Source organism: Pseudoalteromonas sp. SR45-1 (assembly GCF_014163655.1).
GTDB classification, from domain to species: Bacteria; Pseudomonadota; Gammaproteobacteria; order Enterobacterales; family Alteromonadaceae; genus Pseudoalteromonas; species Pseudoalteromonas distincta.
Genome location: NZ_JACJDR010000027.1, coordinates 25706 through 42027, shown reverse-complemented (window position 1 = coordinate 42027; position 16322 = coordinate 25706). Strand labels below are relative to the sequence as shown.

Annotated in this window: 13 protein-coding genes and 1 rRNA gene; 13 read left to right on the top strand and 1 reads right to left on the bottom strand. The window is 38.8% G+C overall.

Annotation, left to right across the window (positions count from 1 at the left end):
• The first annotated feature begins 2 nt into the window (after positions 1-2).
• The 6 genes from rrf to ihfA all read left to right on the top strand — a co-directional run bounded on the left by rrf (position 3) and on the right by ihfA (position 6374).
• Positions 3-117 (top strand): 5S ribosomal RNA (gene rrf / locus H5089_RS19630).
• A 460-nt stretch (positions 118-577) separates the two neighbouring features.
• Positions 578-1633 carry a DUF2066 domain-containing protein gene (locus H5089_RS19625; RefSeq protein WP_182696243.1) on the top strand — a complete coding sequence of 352 codons (1056 nt, stop codon included), beginning with the start codon at positions 578-580 and terminating at the stop codon, positions 1631-1633.
• Positions 1633-2343 carry a DnaA regulatory inactivator Hda gene (hda, locus tag H5089_RS19620; protein ID WP_182712929.1) on the top strand — a complete coding sequence of 237 codons (711 nt, stop codon included), beginning with the start codon at positions 1633-1635 and terminating at the stop codon, positions 2341-2343. Before H5089_RS19625 ends, hda begins: the two co-directional genes overlap by 1 nt.
• Positions 2344-2688: 345 nt before the next feature.
• A complete protein-coding gene (gene pheS, locus H5089_RS19615; protein WP_039486289.1) occupies positions 2689-3669 on the top strand; it encodes a phenylalanine--tRNA ligase subunit alpha in 981 nt (326 codons plus the stop codon).
• 15 nt (positions 3670-3684) lie between these two features.
• Complete coding sequence (gene pheT, locus H5089_RS19610; RefSeq protein ID WP_182712928.1) at positions 3685-6072, top strand: phenylalanine--tRNA ligase subunit beta; 2388 nt, start codon at positions 3685-3687, stop codon at positions 6070-6072.
• A 2-nt stretch (positions 6073-6074) separates the two neighbouring features.
• Positions 6075-6374: an integration host factor subunit alpha gene (gene ihfA / locus H5089_RS19605; protein WP_002960690.1), complete on the top strand. Its 300-nt coding sequence runs from the start codon at positions 6075-6077 to the stop codon at positions 6372-6374.
• A gap of 238 nt (positions 6375-6612) precedes the next feature.
• Here ihfA and H5089_RS19600 read toward each other — a convergent pair whose 3' ends face one another.
• Positions 6613-7413, bottom strand: a complete 801-nt coding sequence (locus tag H5089_RS19600) for a DUF2989 domain-containing protein (RefSeq protein ID WP_024596170.1) — start codon at positions 7411-7413, stop codon at positions 6613-6615.
• Positions 7414-7587: 174 nt separating this feature from the next.
• Between H5089_RS19600 and H5089_RS19595 the strand changes: the two genes are divergently transcribed.
• The 7 genes from H5089_RS19595 (at position 7588) to H5089_RS19565 (ending at position 16293) form a co-directional block, all read left to right on the top strand.
• Positions 7588-9030, top strand: coding sequence for a glyceraldehyde-3-phosphate dehydrogenase (locus H5089_RS19595; protein WP_002960684.1), 1443 nt, complete (start codon positions 7588-7590; stop codon positions 9028-9030).
• Between the two features lie 183 nt (positions 9031-9213).
• Positions 9214-10341 (top strand): carboxypeptidase family protein, encoded by a 1128-nt coding sequence (locus H5089_RS19590; protein ID WP_182712927.1) that lies wholly within the window; start codon positions 9214-9216, stop codon positions 10339-10341.
• Positions 10342-10720: 379 nt separating this feature from the next.
• Positions 10721-12223: a sodium:alanine symporter family protein gene (locus H5089_RS19585; protein ID WP_002960681.1), complete on the top strand. Its 1503-nt coding sequence runs from the start codon at positions 10721-10723 to the stop codon at positions 12221-12223.
• Between the two features lie 139 nt (positions 12224-12362).
• Complete coding sequence (locus H5089_RS19580; RefSeq protein WP_002960680.1) at positions 12363-12689, top strand: hypothetical protein; 327 nt, start codon at positions 12363-12365, stop codon at positions 12687-12689.
• Between the two features lies 1 nt (position 12690).
• Positions 12691-12972: a YeaC family protein gene (locus H5089_RS19575; RefSeq protein WP_007378333.1), complete on the top strand. Its 282-nt coding sequence runs from the start codon at positions 12691-12693 to the stop codon at positions 12970-12972.
• Positions 12962-15643, top strand: coding sequence for a DUF349 domain-containing protein (locus H5089_RS19570; protein ID WP_182712926.1), 2682 nt, complete (start codon positions 12962-12964; stop codon positions 15641-15643). The genes H5089_RS19575 and H5089_RS19570 overlap by 11 nt, the downstream gene beginning before the upstream one ends.
• 95 nt (positions 15644-15738) lie before the next feature.
• Positions 15739-16293, top strand: a complete 555-nt coding sequence (locus H5089_RS19565; protein WP_002960677.1) for a DUF1439 domain-containing protein — start codon at positions 15739-15741, stop codon at positions 16291-16293.
• Positions 16294-16322: the final 29 nt, after the last annotated feature.

Sequence of the window (16322 nt, the reverse complement as noted above, 5' to 3'; positions counted from 1 at the left end):
TGCTTGGTGACAATAGCGTTTTGGACCCACCTGATTCCATGCCGAACTCAGTAGTGAAACGAAACAGCGCCGATGATAGTGTAGCATTTGCTATGTGAAAGTAGGACATTACCAGGCTTCAAATTTTAGAAAGCCCGAATCTAACGATTCGGGCTTTTTTACGTCTGCAGAAAAGTAAAATGTGCGCAATTATCATCCACTCACAGCAACACCCATCTCGTAGGCCGGGCGAGCGCAGCGACTCAAGACACAAAGAGAGTGTAGCATTTCACTGTGACTCTCCACCGCTGTGGGCACTACGACATCCCGCACCGACTTCAAATTGTAGAGAGCCCGACTAGAAATAGTCGGGCTTTTTTACGTCTGAAGAAAAGTGAAATGCGCGCAATTAACACACATTCACATCAACACCATCACGTAGGTCGGGTGAGCTTAGCGACTCCTGAAGTTAATTTAATCTTTTTTATTTTTTATAAAAGCTAATTACTCTCATTTCCTTAGATAACAAATTTAATTTTGCTTTGTTACTGTCTTTGATTTAGGATCAAATCAGTTTAAAACCAAGAACTAACAGCCTGTGTATAGATTATTAATTAGCGCCATATCCATTTTATTTTGTTTTTCTGTGTCGGCAGTTGAAGTAACTGATCTATATCAAGATATTTTAAAAGTGGATGACAAAACACGAGATACTCGATTAGCTGCGAGTCGAAAAGCTTTGCTTAATGTTTTAGTGAAAGTAAGCGGTGATGAAACTGCGGATCAAAATAAGTTAGCGCAGCAACGTACTAAAGATATTTCTGATTATATGCTTAAGTTTGAATATGACGAGAGAGCAAATGGACAATTGAAACTCGTTGTTAAATTTGAAGCTCGAAAGATCAACGCGCTAATCAAAGAGTTAAACTTACCTTTATGGGGAGTACAACGTCCATTAGTCGCAATATGGTTAGGTATTGAAGACAATTGGCGCAGAGAATTAGTAACACAAGAAAGTTACCCGCAGTTAGAGCAGTTAATTTATGACAAAGCAGGGCGTCGTGGTTTACCTGTCGTTGTTCCATTACTTGATTTACAAGATCGACGTCTAGTAGGTATTCCTGAGGTATGGGGTAACTTTTCTGAACCAGTAGAAGAGGCCTCTAGACGCTACAGTGCTGAGCGAAGTATTACAGCAAGAATGTATAAAGAAGCTGATAGCGAAAATTGGATTTTAGATTGGCGTTTTACTAATGATGATCAATTTGATTCAAATAGATTAACGGGCGATAAGCAGCAAATAGTTAGCCAGATGATTGACACCTTAGCGCGAGGCCTTGCAAGCGAGTATGCAATTGACCCAAATGCTTATTATGAACAAGCAACTGCTACGCTCACGCTAAAAGGCACACAAAGTTTTGTTGATATAGAATTAGCGAAACGAAGATTATTGAGCATAAGTGTTGTTACGCAAGTCAAAATTGTTCGTAAAACACCGGAATTTGTTGAATTTAAATTAAATCATACTGGTAACTTGAGTGATCTTAAAAAAGGGTTAGGGTTAGACTCTTCATTTAAAGATTATGAGGATCCACGCGCATTTTATCATGTTGTTGATAAAAATAGCTTAGAGTATCAATGGGTAACACCATAATGCTAATGTCTGAGCCGATGCAAATGGCACTACCGGTTACTTTACCGGATGACGAAACATTTGCATCGTATTTTGGGGGAGAAGACTCTTTGGAGGTTAATCACCTAAAAGATAGCTTTTCCAAATTAGCAAAAACGTTTCAGTATACATACCTATGTGGTTTAGGTGATTCGGGCAAGTCTCATCTTTTATATGCAACCTGCATAAAAGCACAAGAGCGTGGCTTATCTAATATGTTGCTGTCTATGCGCGAAGTAATTGACTTTGGACCCATGGTATTAGACGGTTTAGAAGCGCTTGATGTTCTATGTATTGATGACGTGCATTTAGTTGCAGGGAATGATGCGTGGGAAAAAGCACTATTTAACTTCTTTAACCGGTTTAACGAACCCGGTAAAATGTTAGTAGTAACTGCTGATTTACTTCCTAGCATGCTCAATATATCTCTGCCTGACTTAGAGTCTCGTCTAACGTGGGGAACAACCTTTCAAATTCGTTCTATGAGTGATGACGATAAAGCACAAGCGCTTGTTAAGCGCGCTCACATGCGCGGCCTTGAATTAAGTGATGAGTGTGCACGCTTTTTATTAACCCGTTTAAGCCGTGATATGCGAGCTTTATTAGATGTACTCGACGAATTAGATCATGCATCTATGGCTGCACAGCGAAAATTAACTATTCCTTTTATAAAATCAACGTTAAAGCTGTAGTAGGTCTAGAATCTAGACCCTGCTTTCAGTTATCATAAGCTATTATCAGAGCGTGTTTACCTTTCCTGATTGGAATTTGTTTAATTTAAGAGTGCTTTAATCGCGTCGTGAGGGCTTTAGCGTAGTATTTATATGCGAAACCCGAACAACAAAGAACGTAGCCTCCGAGATAAACACTTCAAACTGCATGTGTTTGGTCTTTATTTAGCGTTATTGCATCACTTATGTAGGAAACTACAGTCCAATGCTTAACCTTATTTAATAACCAACCACACTGTTGTAAAGCAATCTTGAAAGGCCAACACGCTCTTAAGCAATCACCTTCTGTGAAAGATCAGGTATCGAATGAACTTAGAAAACATATTAGCGCAAGCACTTGAGGCGGTAGCCAGTGCCAGTGAAATAGCGCAGTTAGAAGATATCAGGGTTAATTACCTTGGTAAAAAAGGCGAAATCACTAGCTTACTTAAAACGTTAGGTAAAATAGCACCTGAAGAACGTAAAGAAGCAGGCCAAGTTATAAACCAAGCTAAACAAGATGTGCAAGTTGCTATTAACGAAAAGCGTGAATTGCTTGCAAGTAAAGCACTTGAAGAAAAGCTAGCTGCTGAAACTATAGATGTAACTCTGCCAGGACGTGTTATGCCTACCGGCGGTTTACACCCAGTTACGCGCACTATTGAGCGTATAGAAAGCTTTTTTGGTGAGTTAGGTTTTGAAGTTAAATCTGGTCCAGAAATCGAAGACGATTTTCATAACTTTGATGCGCTAAATATCCCTGAGCACCATCCAGCACGTGCTGATCATGATACCTTTTATTTCAATCCTAAATTAGTACTACGCACACAAACTAGTGGCGTGCAAATTCGTACTATGGAAACTGAGCAGCCACCACTGCGCATTATTTCACCTGGACGTGTATACCGTAACGATTACGACCAAACACATACACCAATGTTCCACCAGGTTGAAGGTTTAATGGTTGATACCGATGTTAGCTTTACGGAGTTAAAAGGTATTTTGCATGATTTTTTACGTAACTTCTTTGAAGAGGATATGGAAATTCGTTTCCGTCCTTCATTCTTCCCATTTACAGAACCTTCAGCTGAAGTAGATGTTATGGGTAAAGACGGTAAGTGGTTAGAAGTACTAGGCTGCGGCATGGTACATCCCAATGTACTTAAGTCTGTGGGCATTGACCCAGAAAAATACACCGGCTTTGCCTTTGGCATGGGTGTAGAGCGTTTAACAATGTTGCGCTATGGCGTAAACGATTTGCGTGCATTTTTCGAAAATGACTTAAAATTCCTGAACCAGTTCCGTTAAGAGTGAAACAATAAAATGAAATTTAGTGAAAAGTGGTTAAGAGAGTGGGTTAATCCTGCTATTGATACGCAAGCTCTTTCGGAACAGCTTTCAATGGCTGGTCTAGAAGTTGATGGTGTTGAGCCTGCTGCTGCCAAATTTAATGGCGTAGTTGTTGGTGAAGTTGTTGAATGTGGTCAACACCCTGATGCAGATAAACTTCGTGTTACCAAAATTAACGTAGGTGGCGATGAGCTACTTGATATCGTGTGTGGTGCACCAAATTGTCGTTTAGGTATTAAAGTTGCTGTTGCAACTGTGGGCGCTGTACTTCCTGGTGACTTTAAAATTAAAAAAGCCAAACTACGCGGCCAACCTTCAAACGGAATGCTATGTGCTTTTGTTGAGCTAGGTATTAGCGAAGAAGGCGACGGCATTATGGAATTGCCAAGTGATGCACCAGTAGGCACTGATTTACGTGACTACCTAGGTCTTGATGACAATATTATAGATGTTGACTTAACACCAAATCGTGGTGATTGTTTAGGTATTAAAGGCCTTGCTCGTGAAGTAGGTGTTTTAAATAGCATTGACGTAAATGTATTAGATATCCCAGCGGTTACGCCAACAATTGATGACAAAGTATCAATTGAGCTAGTTAACGAAGATGCATGTCCTCGTTACTTTGGCCGTGTGATAAAGGGCATTAACCTTGATGCTGAAACACCACTTTGGATGGTTGAAAAATTACGTCGTAGTGGCGTACGTTCTATCGATCCTGTAGTTGATGTTACTAACTATGTATTACTTGAACTTGGTCACCCAATGCACGCGTTTGATTTAAATGCGATTGAAGGTGGTATTAAAGTTCGTAGTGCAAACGCAGGCGAAGAACTTGTTTTATTAGACGGTAATACCGCTAAATTAAACGACACAACACTTGTGATAGCCGATCATAATAAAGCACTTGCAATTGCGGGTATTTTTGGTGGGGAGCAATCAGGTGTTACAGATAAAACATCTGATATATTACTTGAAAGCGCATTTTTTAATCCTGTAGCAATTGCAGGACAAGCACGTAGCTACGGTTTACACACTGATGCTTCACACCGTTATGAGCGCGGTGTTGATTTTGCTCTACAACACGATGCAATGGAACGTGCAACAGCACTTCTTCTTGAAATTGTGGGTGGTCAAGCAGGTCCAGTAGTTGAAGCTGTTGCGGCTGATAAACTACCAAAAGTGACTGAAGTACGTCTTCGTCGTGCACGTTTAGACCGTGTTATTGGTCATCATATTGAAGATGCTAAAGTAACAGATATTCTTACGCGTTTAGGTCTTGATGTTAAAGTAGAAAATGAAAGCTGGAGTGCGGACGTACCAAGCTACCGTTTTGATATTCGCATCGAAGAAGATTTAATTGAAGAAGTAGCACGTGTTTACGGTTACAACAGCATTCCAAATGTTGCACCAACTGCAAAACTTAAAATGACGACACATAACGAAGCAACTATTGCGCTTAGCAAGTTCCGCAATACGTTAGTGACTCGTGGTTACCAAGAAGCAATTACGTACAGCTTTGTAGACCCTAAAGCACAAGCTATTTTACACCCAGAGTGTAAAGCAATGGTATTACCGCATCCTATTTCAATTGAAATGTCAGCAATGCGTGTAAGTTTAATGCCGGGTTTATTAGCGTCTGTAGCGTATAACCAAAATCGCCAACAGCCTCGTATTCGTTTATTCGAACATGGTCTTAAATTTATAAGCGACGAAAGTGCAGAAAATGGTGTTTACCAAGTACCGGTTATTGGCGGTGTTATTACGGGTCTTGTAAATGGTGAACATTGGGTTGAAGAAAAACGCAATGTTGATTTTTACGATTTAAAAGGTGATGTTGAAGCCTTACTTGCAATTACCAATGACATTACTCGCTTTGAAATTAAAGCCGAGCAGTCAGATGGACTTCACCCTGGTCAATCAGCAGTAATATATGTTGATGGTAAAAAGGTTGGTTTTTTTGGTGCTTTACATCCTCAAGCTCAAAAGTCGTTAGATATCAACAACGCAACTTTTGTTTTTGAAATTGAAATGTCAGCAATAGAAAAAAGAAATTTACCGCAAGCCGAAGGGGTGTCTAAATTCCCTTCAAATCGCCGCGACATCGCGATTTTAGTGGCAGACAGCGTTAAATCTGGCGACATTTTAAGCGTGATCGAAAAAGTTGGCGGAAATCAATTGGTTGACCTAAACTTATTCGATGTGTATAAGGGCAAAGGTATTGAGCCAAATTATAAGAGTTTGGCGATTGCTCTAACACTGCAAGCGGTTGATAGAACACTCGAAGAGAAAGATATCAATCTAGTAGTTGATAACGTGGTGGCCGAATTGGCCGAACAGTTTAATGCATCGTTGAGGGACTAGATATGGCGCTTACTAAAGCCGACATAGCTGAACACCTATTTGAAAAGCTCGGGATCAATAAAAAAGATGCCAAAGATTTAGTTGAAGCGTTTTTTGAAGAAATCCGCTCAGCGCTAGAAAAAGGTGAGCAAGTTAAGCTCTCTGGATTTGGTAACTTTGATCTTCGAGACAAAAAAGAAAGACCAGGCCGCAACCCGAAAACAGGCGAAGATATTCCTATTTCGGCACGTCGCGTGGTGACTTTTCGACCAGGTCAAAAGCTTAAAACCCGCGTAGAAGTGGGCACAAGCAAAGCAAAATAAAAAAAGGCAGCGTAAGCTGCCTTTTTATTTGCCTGAATAACCTAGTTATTAAATTATACCAACCTGCATAAATCTTTGATCAATTTAACGAATTAAATAACACTATAACGTCGTTAAAATATTTTTATCTAGAACAACTAGATACAAAATTTTTGCCTAGTTCTAGCGTAATTTCCTTAACGTTAAATAGACCCCATACATAAGCAGATTGGTATTAGGTTATTTTTGCGATTATAAATTAAAACTCTCGAGGAGATACAAAATCACCTGCCATTATTTGCTGAAATGTTTGCTCTGCAAGTACATCTAGGCTATCTAAGCTTTTACCATTTGCGACTAATTTCTGCTCAATTTCAAATACATCAATATTTTCAATCCCCGACATTTGCGCTACTTTAGAAAATATATATGCGTGCTTAAACTTATCATGTTTATAAAAAAGACTAATAAGTGATGTATACACTTCCGGATTCGGTATGTTGTCTTTTTTATTGAGCTCTAGAGTTTTATAAAGTAAATCAATGGTTTTTTCATCATCAAATTTAATATAGTACGATGCTAAAAAAAATTGCATTTCGGCACTTTGCGTTACACTTTTATCATTTTCTATAGCCAATAATTTAGTCAACGCACTTTGGTTGTTATTTCGTGACCATTGGTAGTAGAGCAAACCTGGGTGGTTTGTATTTTGGGTATCTTGATATAACCGAGTCATTTCTTTAATACTCGTTAATTGACCATCAATACGTGACGTTTTTTTAGCTTTTAACTTAATATGTTCAATTTTAGCGGCCAAAGTTATGCATTGGTTATAAGATTCAAAGTCCTTGAGTAATTGGTATTTATTTTCATCAGTAGGGTCTTTGTATTCTATGTAGCGTTTGATAATTACATCAGAACGCTCATCCTTGCAGTGACTGTCTTTGTTTAAGTCGCTACAAAAGCCAGGTGTTTCTTTGCACACTTGTGCGAGTGTTAACGGTTCTTCACACCCTGCCAATGTTAGCAAACCCAATAGTACACTTGCTTTTTTAAGCATTCCTTAACCCCAAATGAATATTTACTTTGTTATTCTAACGCAATCATTTAACGCCTAACAGTAGAGAATAACTTCAGTTTAAATTAGAATAGCCCTGCCTGAAGTGCATTACTCTCAAAATATAGTGCATTTTTAAAGGCTATCCGTTCAAAATGATAAACTTAGGTAAATAAAATGACCTCATCTCACGAGTTAGAATACACAAATAGTTGGCAAGAGCGCCAAGATTACGCAGAAAGCATGCAACCAATCATTGGTAAGCTTTACCGTAATCGTGGTATCGAAATCGCTGTATATGGCCGTCCTCTCGTAAATGCCAGTACTATCGATATTATCAAATCTCACAAAACCGTTGCTCAGTTTGAAGGCACTAAATTACGTTTGCGCGAAAGCTTCCCATTTTTAGAAGCTATCAGCAAAATGGAGTTAAACTCAGCACGTATTGATATTGGTAAGCTTGCATATAGTTATTTGTTCACTGAAGCCGCAAAAGGTCGTTCAGTAGAAGAGTTTGTAAAAGATGAACTTGCAGAAATAACAGACTCACCAGCGAAAGAGCCACGCGATGTAGTATTGTATGGTTTTGGTCGTATCGGTCGTTTATTAGCGCGTTTATTAATTGAAAAATCAGGTCCATATTCAGATTTACGTTTGCGCGCTATTGTTGTGCGTGGTGGTAAAGATGGGGATCTTGAAAAGCGTGCAAGCTTACTGCGTCGTGATTCAATTCACGGTCCATTCAATGGCTCAATCACGATTGATAAAGAACGCAATGCAATTAAAGCTAACGGTAGCTACATTCAAGTTATTTACGCTAACTCTCCTAGCGAAATTGATTACACTCAATACGGTATCGACAATGCATTAATTGTTGATAACACCGGTATTTGGAAAGACGAAGCGGGCCTTGGCCAGCACCTAGAGTGTAAGGGCGCTGCAAAAGTATTATTAACAGCTCCTGCAAAAGGCAATATCAAAAACATCGTATATGGTGTTAATAACAAAGATATTTTACCTGAAGATAAAATTGTTTGTGCAGCAAGCTGTACAACCAATGCAATTACACCAACGCTTAAAGCATTAAACGATAAGTTTGGTATCAATAATGGCCATGTTGAAACTGTACACTCGTACACGAACGATCAAAACCTTATTGATAACTACCACAAAGCAGAGCGCCGTGGCCGTGCCGCAGCACTCAATATGGTAATTACTGAAACAGGTGCTGCAAAAGCGGTTTCAAAAGCATTACCAGAGCTTGAAGGCAAGTTAACAGGTAACGCAATCCGCGTACCTACACCTAATGTGTCGCTAGCTATTTTAAATCTTAACTTAGCAACAAGCACATCAGTTGAAGAGCTAAACGCATTTTTACGCGATACAGCACTTCATTCAGACTTACGTGATCAAATTGATTACACTGCATCAACGGAAATTGTATCTACCGATTTAGTAGGTAGCCGTTACGCAGGTGTTGTTGATTCACAAGCAACAATTGTTGAAGATAACCGTATTGTTTTATATGTATGGTACGACAATGAGTTTGGTTACAGCTGCCAGGTAGTTCGTTGTATGCGCGATATGGCCGAAGTGTCATTCCCAAGCTTACCTCGCTAATTTATTTGCAGTGACTTAAAAGCCAGCATGTTGCTGGCTTTTTTGGTCGTGTATTATTTTTAAAGCGTATGCCTTGTGATAGGCTTTAATTAAGAAGATGCACATTCGTTTTACTATTTATAAAATAATGTCAGTTCTGTGAATTAATAAGCAGATAAACTTATTCAACCTAAAGGTTTTTTCATGAAAATCAGCAGCAATTTCGACAGTGGTAATATCAAAGTTATTGAAGCCACCGATCCTTTAAATATTCAATTAGAAATTAATAAAGATCACCAGTCTGAATTTTATCAGTGGTTTCACTTTCGTCTTGAAACAACACCTTACCAATTGCATAAGTTAAATATTAATGAGCTTGATAAATCAGCTTACCCAGATGGTTGGGAAGGGTACCAAGCCGTTGCATCATATGACCGCCAAACATGGTTTCGTGTACCATCAAGCTATGAAAATGGCACATTAAGCTTTGAAATTGAACCAGAGTGCGGCAGCGTATATTTTGCTTACTTTGCGCCATACAGTTACGACCGCCATTTAGATTTATTATCTTGGGCACAAAGCCAAGGCGCTTGCCAATTAATAACGCTTGGTGAAACACTCGATGGCCGCGATATGAGTGTGCTTAAAATTGGTGAGCCAAGTGAAGACAAGAAAACCATTTGGATCACAGCACGTCAACACCCAGGTGAAACAATGGCGCAGTGGTATGTTGAAGGTCTACTGCACAAACTTCTTGATGACGAAGACCCACATGCAGCTGCGCTTCTATCAAAAGCAGTTTTTTACGTTGTGCCTAATATGAATCCAGACGGTAGCGCACGCGGACATCTTCGTACTAACGCTAAAGGTGTTAACTTAAACCGTGAATGGCAAACACCAAGCATGGAAAATAGCCCTGAGGTTTACTTAGTGCTTAATAAAATGCGCGAAGCTGGCTTAGATATGCACTTAGACATACACGGCGATGAAGCTATCCCATATAACTTTGTGGCAGGCAGTGAAGGTATTCCAAGTTACGATGAACGCTTAAAAGGTTTAGAAGATAGCTTTAAAGCTGCGCTTTTAACTATTACACCTGAGTTTCAAGATGAGCATGGCTATCCAAAAGATGAGTCAGGTCAAGCTAACCTAACGGTAGGTTCATCAGCTACGGCTGAAGAATTCAAAGCATTAACGTACACAATTGAAATGCCATTTAAAGATAACAACGCTTTACCGGATCCAGATTACGGCTGGTCAGATCGTCGTTCGTATCAATTTGGTCAAGATACATTAGCGGCTATTGTTAATGTTGTTGATGATTTAAGATAAAACGTTTATCTAAAAGGGTATCAATAGTTTTGATACCCTTTTTGCTTTTAATAAAACCCCTTGTATAAAAAAATAATAATCATATAGCAGCTTTATTCTTAAAACGTTTTCAACGCTTCTTCGCTGCGTATCATCACCGTATCGGTACAAATCAATCTACTTTCATTTAAATACTACAGATGTAATGCCTTTCGCCAAGCGTGTAATTATATATTTTGAAAATTAAGTGTTAACAAAGTTAGGTTACTTAAGTTAAGATTAATTAAATCATGAGTCGGGACGGGAGAGGTAAAACCTTATTTCGTAAAGCTTATGTAGCGTAGTAGCTAAAGCAGAGTCTCGTAATTAAAAATAATAAATATAACTATAGAGGATATCCATGGAAGCTTTTGTAAGTGCTGTTAATGATGTTGTTTGGAGTAATGCACTCATCTATTTATGCCTAGGCGCAGGCTTGTTTTATTCAGTATTAACTCGATTTGCTCAAGTTAGACATTTTAAAGAAATGTGTAAGTTATTATTTAGTCCTAACACGTCTGATAAAGGTATCTCATCTTTTCAAGCCCTTGCAGTATCGTTGTCTGGACGCGTAGGCGTTGGTAATATCGCAGGTGTGGCAGCAGCTATCGGTTTTGGTGGGCCAGGTGCTATTTTTTGGATGTGGGTTGTTGCATTTTTAGGTGCAAGCACTGCATACGCAGAGTCTACTTTAGGCCAAATTTATAAAACAGAAGAAGACGGGCAATACCGTGGTGGCCCAGCGTATTATTTTGACCGTTGTTTAGGGCAAAAGTGGCTAGCTGTTTTATTTGCTGTTTCGGCGATTATTGCCTGTGGTGTATTTCTACCTGGTGTACAAGCAAATGCAGTAGGTAATGCGTTTACCCAAGTGTTTGGCAGTGGCAACATGGTTACTACTAGCTTTGGTGACGTAGGTAGCTTTAAGTTAGTCGCTTTAGCAATCATCCTTATTGTTTTAGCGTTTATTATTTTTGGCGGTATAAAGCGTATTGCAAACTTTACGCAAGTAGTAGTGCCATTTATGGCACTGGGTTACATAGTACTGGCATTAATCGTGGTATTTTTAAATTTAGATAAAGTAGCTGATATATTCTATTTAATTATTAGTGATGCATTTACTGCACAGGCTGGTTTTGGTGCCGCTATTGGTTGGGGCGTAAAGCGTGGTATATATTCTAATGAAGCTGGCCAAGGTAGTGGGCCTCATGCTGCAGCCGCTGCAGAGGTTGATCACCCAGCTCAACAGGGTTTAGTACAAGCTTTTTCGGTTTATGTTGATACCATTTTTGTGTGTACTGCAACAGCATTAATGATTTTAATAACGCAGCAATATAATGTTGTGGGTGATTTACCAGCAGGACAGTTTATTGTACAAAATGTCGATGCAGCGACTGAAGTAGGCTCAGCAGCCTTTACTCAAATGGCTTTATTTAGTGTATTTGGCAGCTTTGGACAAGCATTTGTCGGTATTGCATTATTCTTCTTTGCCTTTACCACAATACTTGCTTATTACTTCATTGCAGAGACAAATATTGCTTACTTAAATCGTTACTTTAAAGGCAATATCCCGCTTGTCCTTGTGAAATTTGTGATTATGTTCATGGTTGCATACGGTATGGTTAATAATTCAGGTTATATCTGGACTATTGGAGATATTGGCGTTGGCTTAATGGCTTGGATTAACATATTGGGTATTTTAGCTATTTTCTTTGTAGCTAAGCCAGCTTTGTTATGTTTGAGCGATTATGAGGATCAGAAGAAAAAAGGCGGAAAAATCACATTTGACCCAGTTAAATTAGGGATTAAAAACGCCTCGTTTTGGGAAAAGCGTTTAGAGAAACAGTCAAAAGACGCTGAGTAATTAAACTTAGTGGGCAACTTAGAAAATTATAGCCCCTAAATCAGTTGTTGGTTTGAATTCAAAAAAGACAACGAGAAATAAAACAAGTACAATAAAGGCGCCGAAAGGCGCTTTTTTTATGCGTAGTATGGAGAGAAGTATGGCGATTATTCGTTGCCCAAAATGTGCAAAATCAATTTCAGATAAACATAAGCAATGTCCGCATTGCGAAAGCAACATTGCAGAGCTAAACGACGAGCAAGTTTTACAACTTCAGCGCGAACAGCGAATTAAAAAAAAGCAGATGTTTATAAATCACTCCTTTTTGGCGCTTATCTTATTTTTAGGTGGTTTTTTCTGCTTGTACTTTTTACAACCGCAAGAAGAAACACTTCAGTGGTATGCTTACACTGCCGCAATAGGCATAGGCTGTATCTGGTACCTTATAAATCGTATTATTTTAGTGACTCTAAAAAAGAAAAAATGACATGAACATCGACAATCTTGTACAAAATATTACTCCCGAATTATTCGAACGCTTACAATACGGTGCTTCTACTGGCAAGTGGCCAGACGGTACCGTTTTATCAGATGAACAAAAGCAACAAACAGTGCAGTTGGTTATGTTGTATCAAGCAAAGGTGGCTCAATCAAACGAGCAATTTACGATTGGTGCTAATGGTGAAATGATCCAAAAGACAAAAGCTCAACTACAAAAAGAATTCAAATCAGACAACGAAATAGCTAGGTTTAGTGAACATGATCTTTAAGCACCTTTTTACACCTAAGTGGAAACACCCAAAGCAACAAGTACGTCTTGATGCTATCGAAAAATTAGACATTGAACGTGATGCAACCATATTAAACACGTTAGCACTTGAAGATAGCTCAGCTGAAATTCGCCGTAAAGCGCTGCAAAAGGTAAACAATTTGCCGCTATGGTGGAAAGCGTATAAACAAGATCAAGCATTAAAAGATATAGCAGAGCTGCAAATATCTAATGCTGTTTTAAATAGCGAAAGTACACTAACAGCGCAAATCAAAAGTGAATACATAGAGCGTTTTGCACCTGTTAAAACACTCGAAAAGTTAGCATTTGCAGAAAAAGAACTGCAAGTACGCGTTAAATTATTAAAACGTTTAGCAAATCCAAAATTAGTAGAAAAAGCATTTAAAGAAGGTAGCGAAGAGCTACAAACTCAGTTAGTTGAACTTGTTATTACCCATCAATTAATTAAGCCATTAGTAAAACATGCAAAAGGTGATGCAAAAGCAGCACTTGAAACGCATATTGAAAATGAGCGTTTAGCAATTGAAATGCCACTTCAGGTTGAAAGTGCAACACGTGTTATTTTAGCTAAGTTAAATGCTTTACGTGAAAAAACAGATTTTGGTGTTGTAAATTCACAAGCCGGCGAATTAATGGCCCAGTGGCAAGCACTTGAGCTTAAATGGTTAAGTGATGAACGTGTAAAGCTTCTTGATGAAAAATACACTTCGATTACCACTAAGTTAGATGCACACATTGAACAGCTAAAAGCGGTACATGACAAAGAGCAGCAGCAATTAGCGCAACAACAGCGTCAATTATTAGCACTTGCAACACTTGAAGCTTTAGGTGAAGAAATTGAAAATGCCTTACAGCTTGGTCTTGAAACTCCAGAGCAAATTCAACAAGATTGGCTTGATGCAAAAGTAGCGCAAGCTAAGCAAGCTATTAGCGAAACAGAACTTGCTAATAATGCACAATCAAAACTCGCTGTAAGCAAGTTAGAAAAACTATTTACTCAAGTTGCTAAGTTACCCGAGCTAACAACGGCTATTAAAGAGTACAAACTCGCTTTTGCAGCATTATGCGAAATTAAGCCAGCAGAGGATTTAGCACAATACGATGCAACTCTAACTGAATTTAATAATGGCTTTAAAGCAGCGCGTAATCATTTGAATATTTTAGATGGCGCACTGCAAAGTACCTTTAAAACACAGTTAAATGGGCATAAAAAGCAATTTTTAGCACCAATGAATGAGCTAGTTAAGCCACTTGAAAAAAACCAAAGCCAAGCAAAGCGCAAAGCTCGTGATGTTAAGCGCCTAATTGAAGAAGGTCGTTTTAATGTTGCTTTTGGCGTGTTTAAAGGCTTTGAAGAGTTATTTAATACACTTACTGAGCAATATCAGCAGCCACTTGTGAACATAAAAGCAGACCTTGAAGCGCAACTTGCAGATGCGAAAGATTGGCAAAAATACGCTGCAGCACCAAAGCGTAAAGCTTTATTAGAAGAAGTAAGTGCATTAGTAAGCGAAGAGTGTACAGACCCACAACAACGCGCAGAGCAAGTAAAAGCGCTACGTAAACGTTGGAATGAGTTAGGTCGTTTAGATACAGATGAAGAAAAGCAACAAGGCGTGCAGTTTGATGAACAGATCGAGCTGTTATTTGCGCCTTGCCGTAGTTACTTCGCAGAGCAAGAAGTACAACGCGAAGCATCAAAAGCACAACGTGAAAGTATTATTAACGACATGCATGCGCTCCATTTACAGCCAACTGCTGAGGATGACTTTGATTGGAAACAATATGAAAGCCAATACAATCGTTTAAATAAAGCGTGGCGCAGTGTGGGTAAAGTTGACCCTAAAACATACCGTACACTAAACGATCGTTATAAAAATGAGCAACAACAAGTACTGGCTTTATTAAACGCATTTCATAAAAGTAATGCAGCACTTAAAAATGAACTAGTAGAAAAAGCGCAGCAATTATCACTAAGCGATGATTTAGCCGTTGCTTGCCAAGAGTTGAAGCAAATGCAGCAGCAATGGCAAACCATTGGCTTTGCTGGTTTAAAAGCTGAAAATGCGTTATGGCAAAAGTTTCGTCAGTATAACGATGAAACATTTACTAAGCGTAGTAGTGAGTTTGAGCAGCAAAAGCTCGAGCAAAACGAGTCAGATAAACAAGCAATTGCAGAACTTGCTGAGCTTGAAGCAGCACTTAGTGATGTTAATCAAAGAGCGCAGTTGCACGACCTAGAAACAAAAGTGAAAGGGTACACGCAATTTAGATCGTTAGCGCCAAAGGTTACTAAGCTACTAGCTGCTATTGAAGATAAACTTGCATTGCTTACAAGTAAATCTGAGCAAGCTAATTTAGATGCATTAATTACTGCACTTGAAAACAATGAAGCGTTACCAAGTCAGTATCAAGCACCGCTTAAAACAACATTAAGTAAAGAGCAACTTATTACTCGCATGGAAATACTAGCGAACGTAAGTTCAACCGATAAGTCACTTAGAATGGCAGAACAAGTAGCCATGCTAGATGACAAACATCGTGGCGATCATGCTGATTTAAACTATTATTTAAAACAGTTATTAGCGCTCAGTGACGGTTCAGTTGAACCTGACACACTAACGCGACTTAAAGCGACACTTGCAGCTTAATAAAACCAGCATAATATGTGCTGGTTACTATTTTACTAAGCCGCTTTAATAGCGGCTTTTTTATGTACCACTAATTTATAAACAAAAGGGTTCTCATGAGAATTTTAGTTATTATTGCAGCGTTATTTTTAACTGCCTGTAATACCACGCAAGGCATATCAGTATATTCATTTACTAACTCTGAGGTTGAGTCTGTACTGGGTAAGCAATTACCAAAGTTAAGTGAAAAAGTAAGCTTAATGGGTTTGCCGGTTCAGTTTGATGTAAACGATTTAAGTGTAAATATTGGGCCTGATAACCGCGACGTTGTTGTTCTTGGTGCTGATTCAAGCGCTGAAATTAATGCATTCGCACTTAAATACCCAGTGCGTTTAAAGCTACAAATTGAAGGTAGCCCATTTTACGACAGTGAGAAAAAAGCGGTGTTTTTACGTAATATTAAATTACTTGATTCGAGTGTTGATGCCGGTGGTTTCAAAGGTAATTTAGGTGCACTTGATAGCCAAGCAATGGATGTGATTAATGCTTTTTTAGCGGTTAACCCTGTTTATACTCTAAATATGGATGACCCTAAAATGATGCTACTTAGTAAGCTTCCACTTGATATGAAAGTGGTTGAAGGTGCAATTAAGCTAGTACCTCGTCTATAAGTAGATCTACCTACTTATAATATACGTAT

What these genes read in the sequence shown, in the direction of transcription:
- hda (WP_182712929.1), top strand. Translation starts at nt 1,633, where the DNA reads ATGCTAATGTCTGAGCCGATGCAAATGGCACTACCGGTTACTTTACCG.
- pheS (WP_039486289.1), top strand. Translation starts at nt 2,689, where the DNA reads ATGAACTTAGAAAACATATTAGCGCAAGCACTTGAGGCGGTAGCCAGT.
- pheT (WP_182712928.1), top strand. Translation starts at nt 3,685, where the DNA reads ATGAAATTTAGTGAAAAGTGGTTAAGAGAGTGGGTTAATCCTGCTATT.
- ihfA (WP_002960690.1), top strand. Translation starts at nt 6,075, where the DNA reads ATGGCGCTTACTAAAGCCGACATAGCTGAACACCTATTTGAAAAGCTC.
- H5089_RS19600 (WP_024596170.1), bottom strand. Translation starts at nt 7,413, where the DNA reads ATGCTTAAAAAAGCAAGTGTACTATTGGGTTTGCTAACATTGGCAGGG.
- H5089_RS19595 (WP_002960684.1), top strand. Translation starts at nt 7,588, where the DNA reads ATGACCTCATCTCACGAGTTAGAATACACAAATAGTTGGCAAGAGCGC.
- H5089_RS19590 (WP_182712927.1), top strand. Translation starts at nt 9,214, where the DNA reads ATGAAAATCAGCAGCAATTTCGACAGTGGTAATATCAAAGTTATTGAA.
- H5089_RS19585 (WP_002960681.1), top strand. Translation starts at nt 10,721, where the DNA reads ATGGAAGCTTTTGTAAGTGCTGTTAATGATGTTGTTTGGAGTAATGCA.
- H5089_RS19580 (WP_002960680.1), top strand. Translation starts at nt 12,363, where the DNA reads ATGGCGATTATTCGTTGCCCAAAATGTGCAAAATCAATTTCAGATAAA.
- H5089_RS19575 (WP_007378333.1), top strand. Translation starts at nt 12,691, where the DNA reads ATGAACATCGACAATCTTGTACAAAATATTACTCCCGAATTATTCGAA.
- H5089_RS19570 (WP_182712926.1), top strand. Translation starts at nt 12,962, where the DNA reads ATGATCTTTAAGCACCTTTTTACACCTAAGTGGAAACACCCAAAGCAA.
- H5089_RS19565 (WP_002960677.1), top strand. Translation starts at nt 15,739, where the DNA reads ATGAGAATTTTAGTTATTATTGCAGCGTTATTTTTAACTGCCTGTAAT.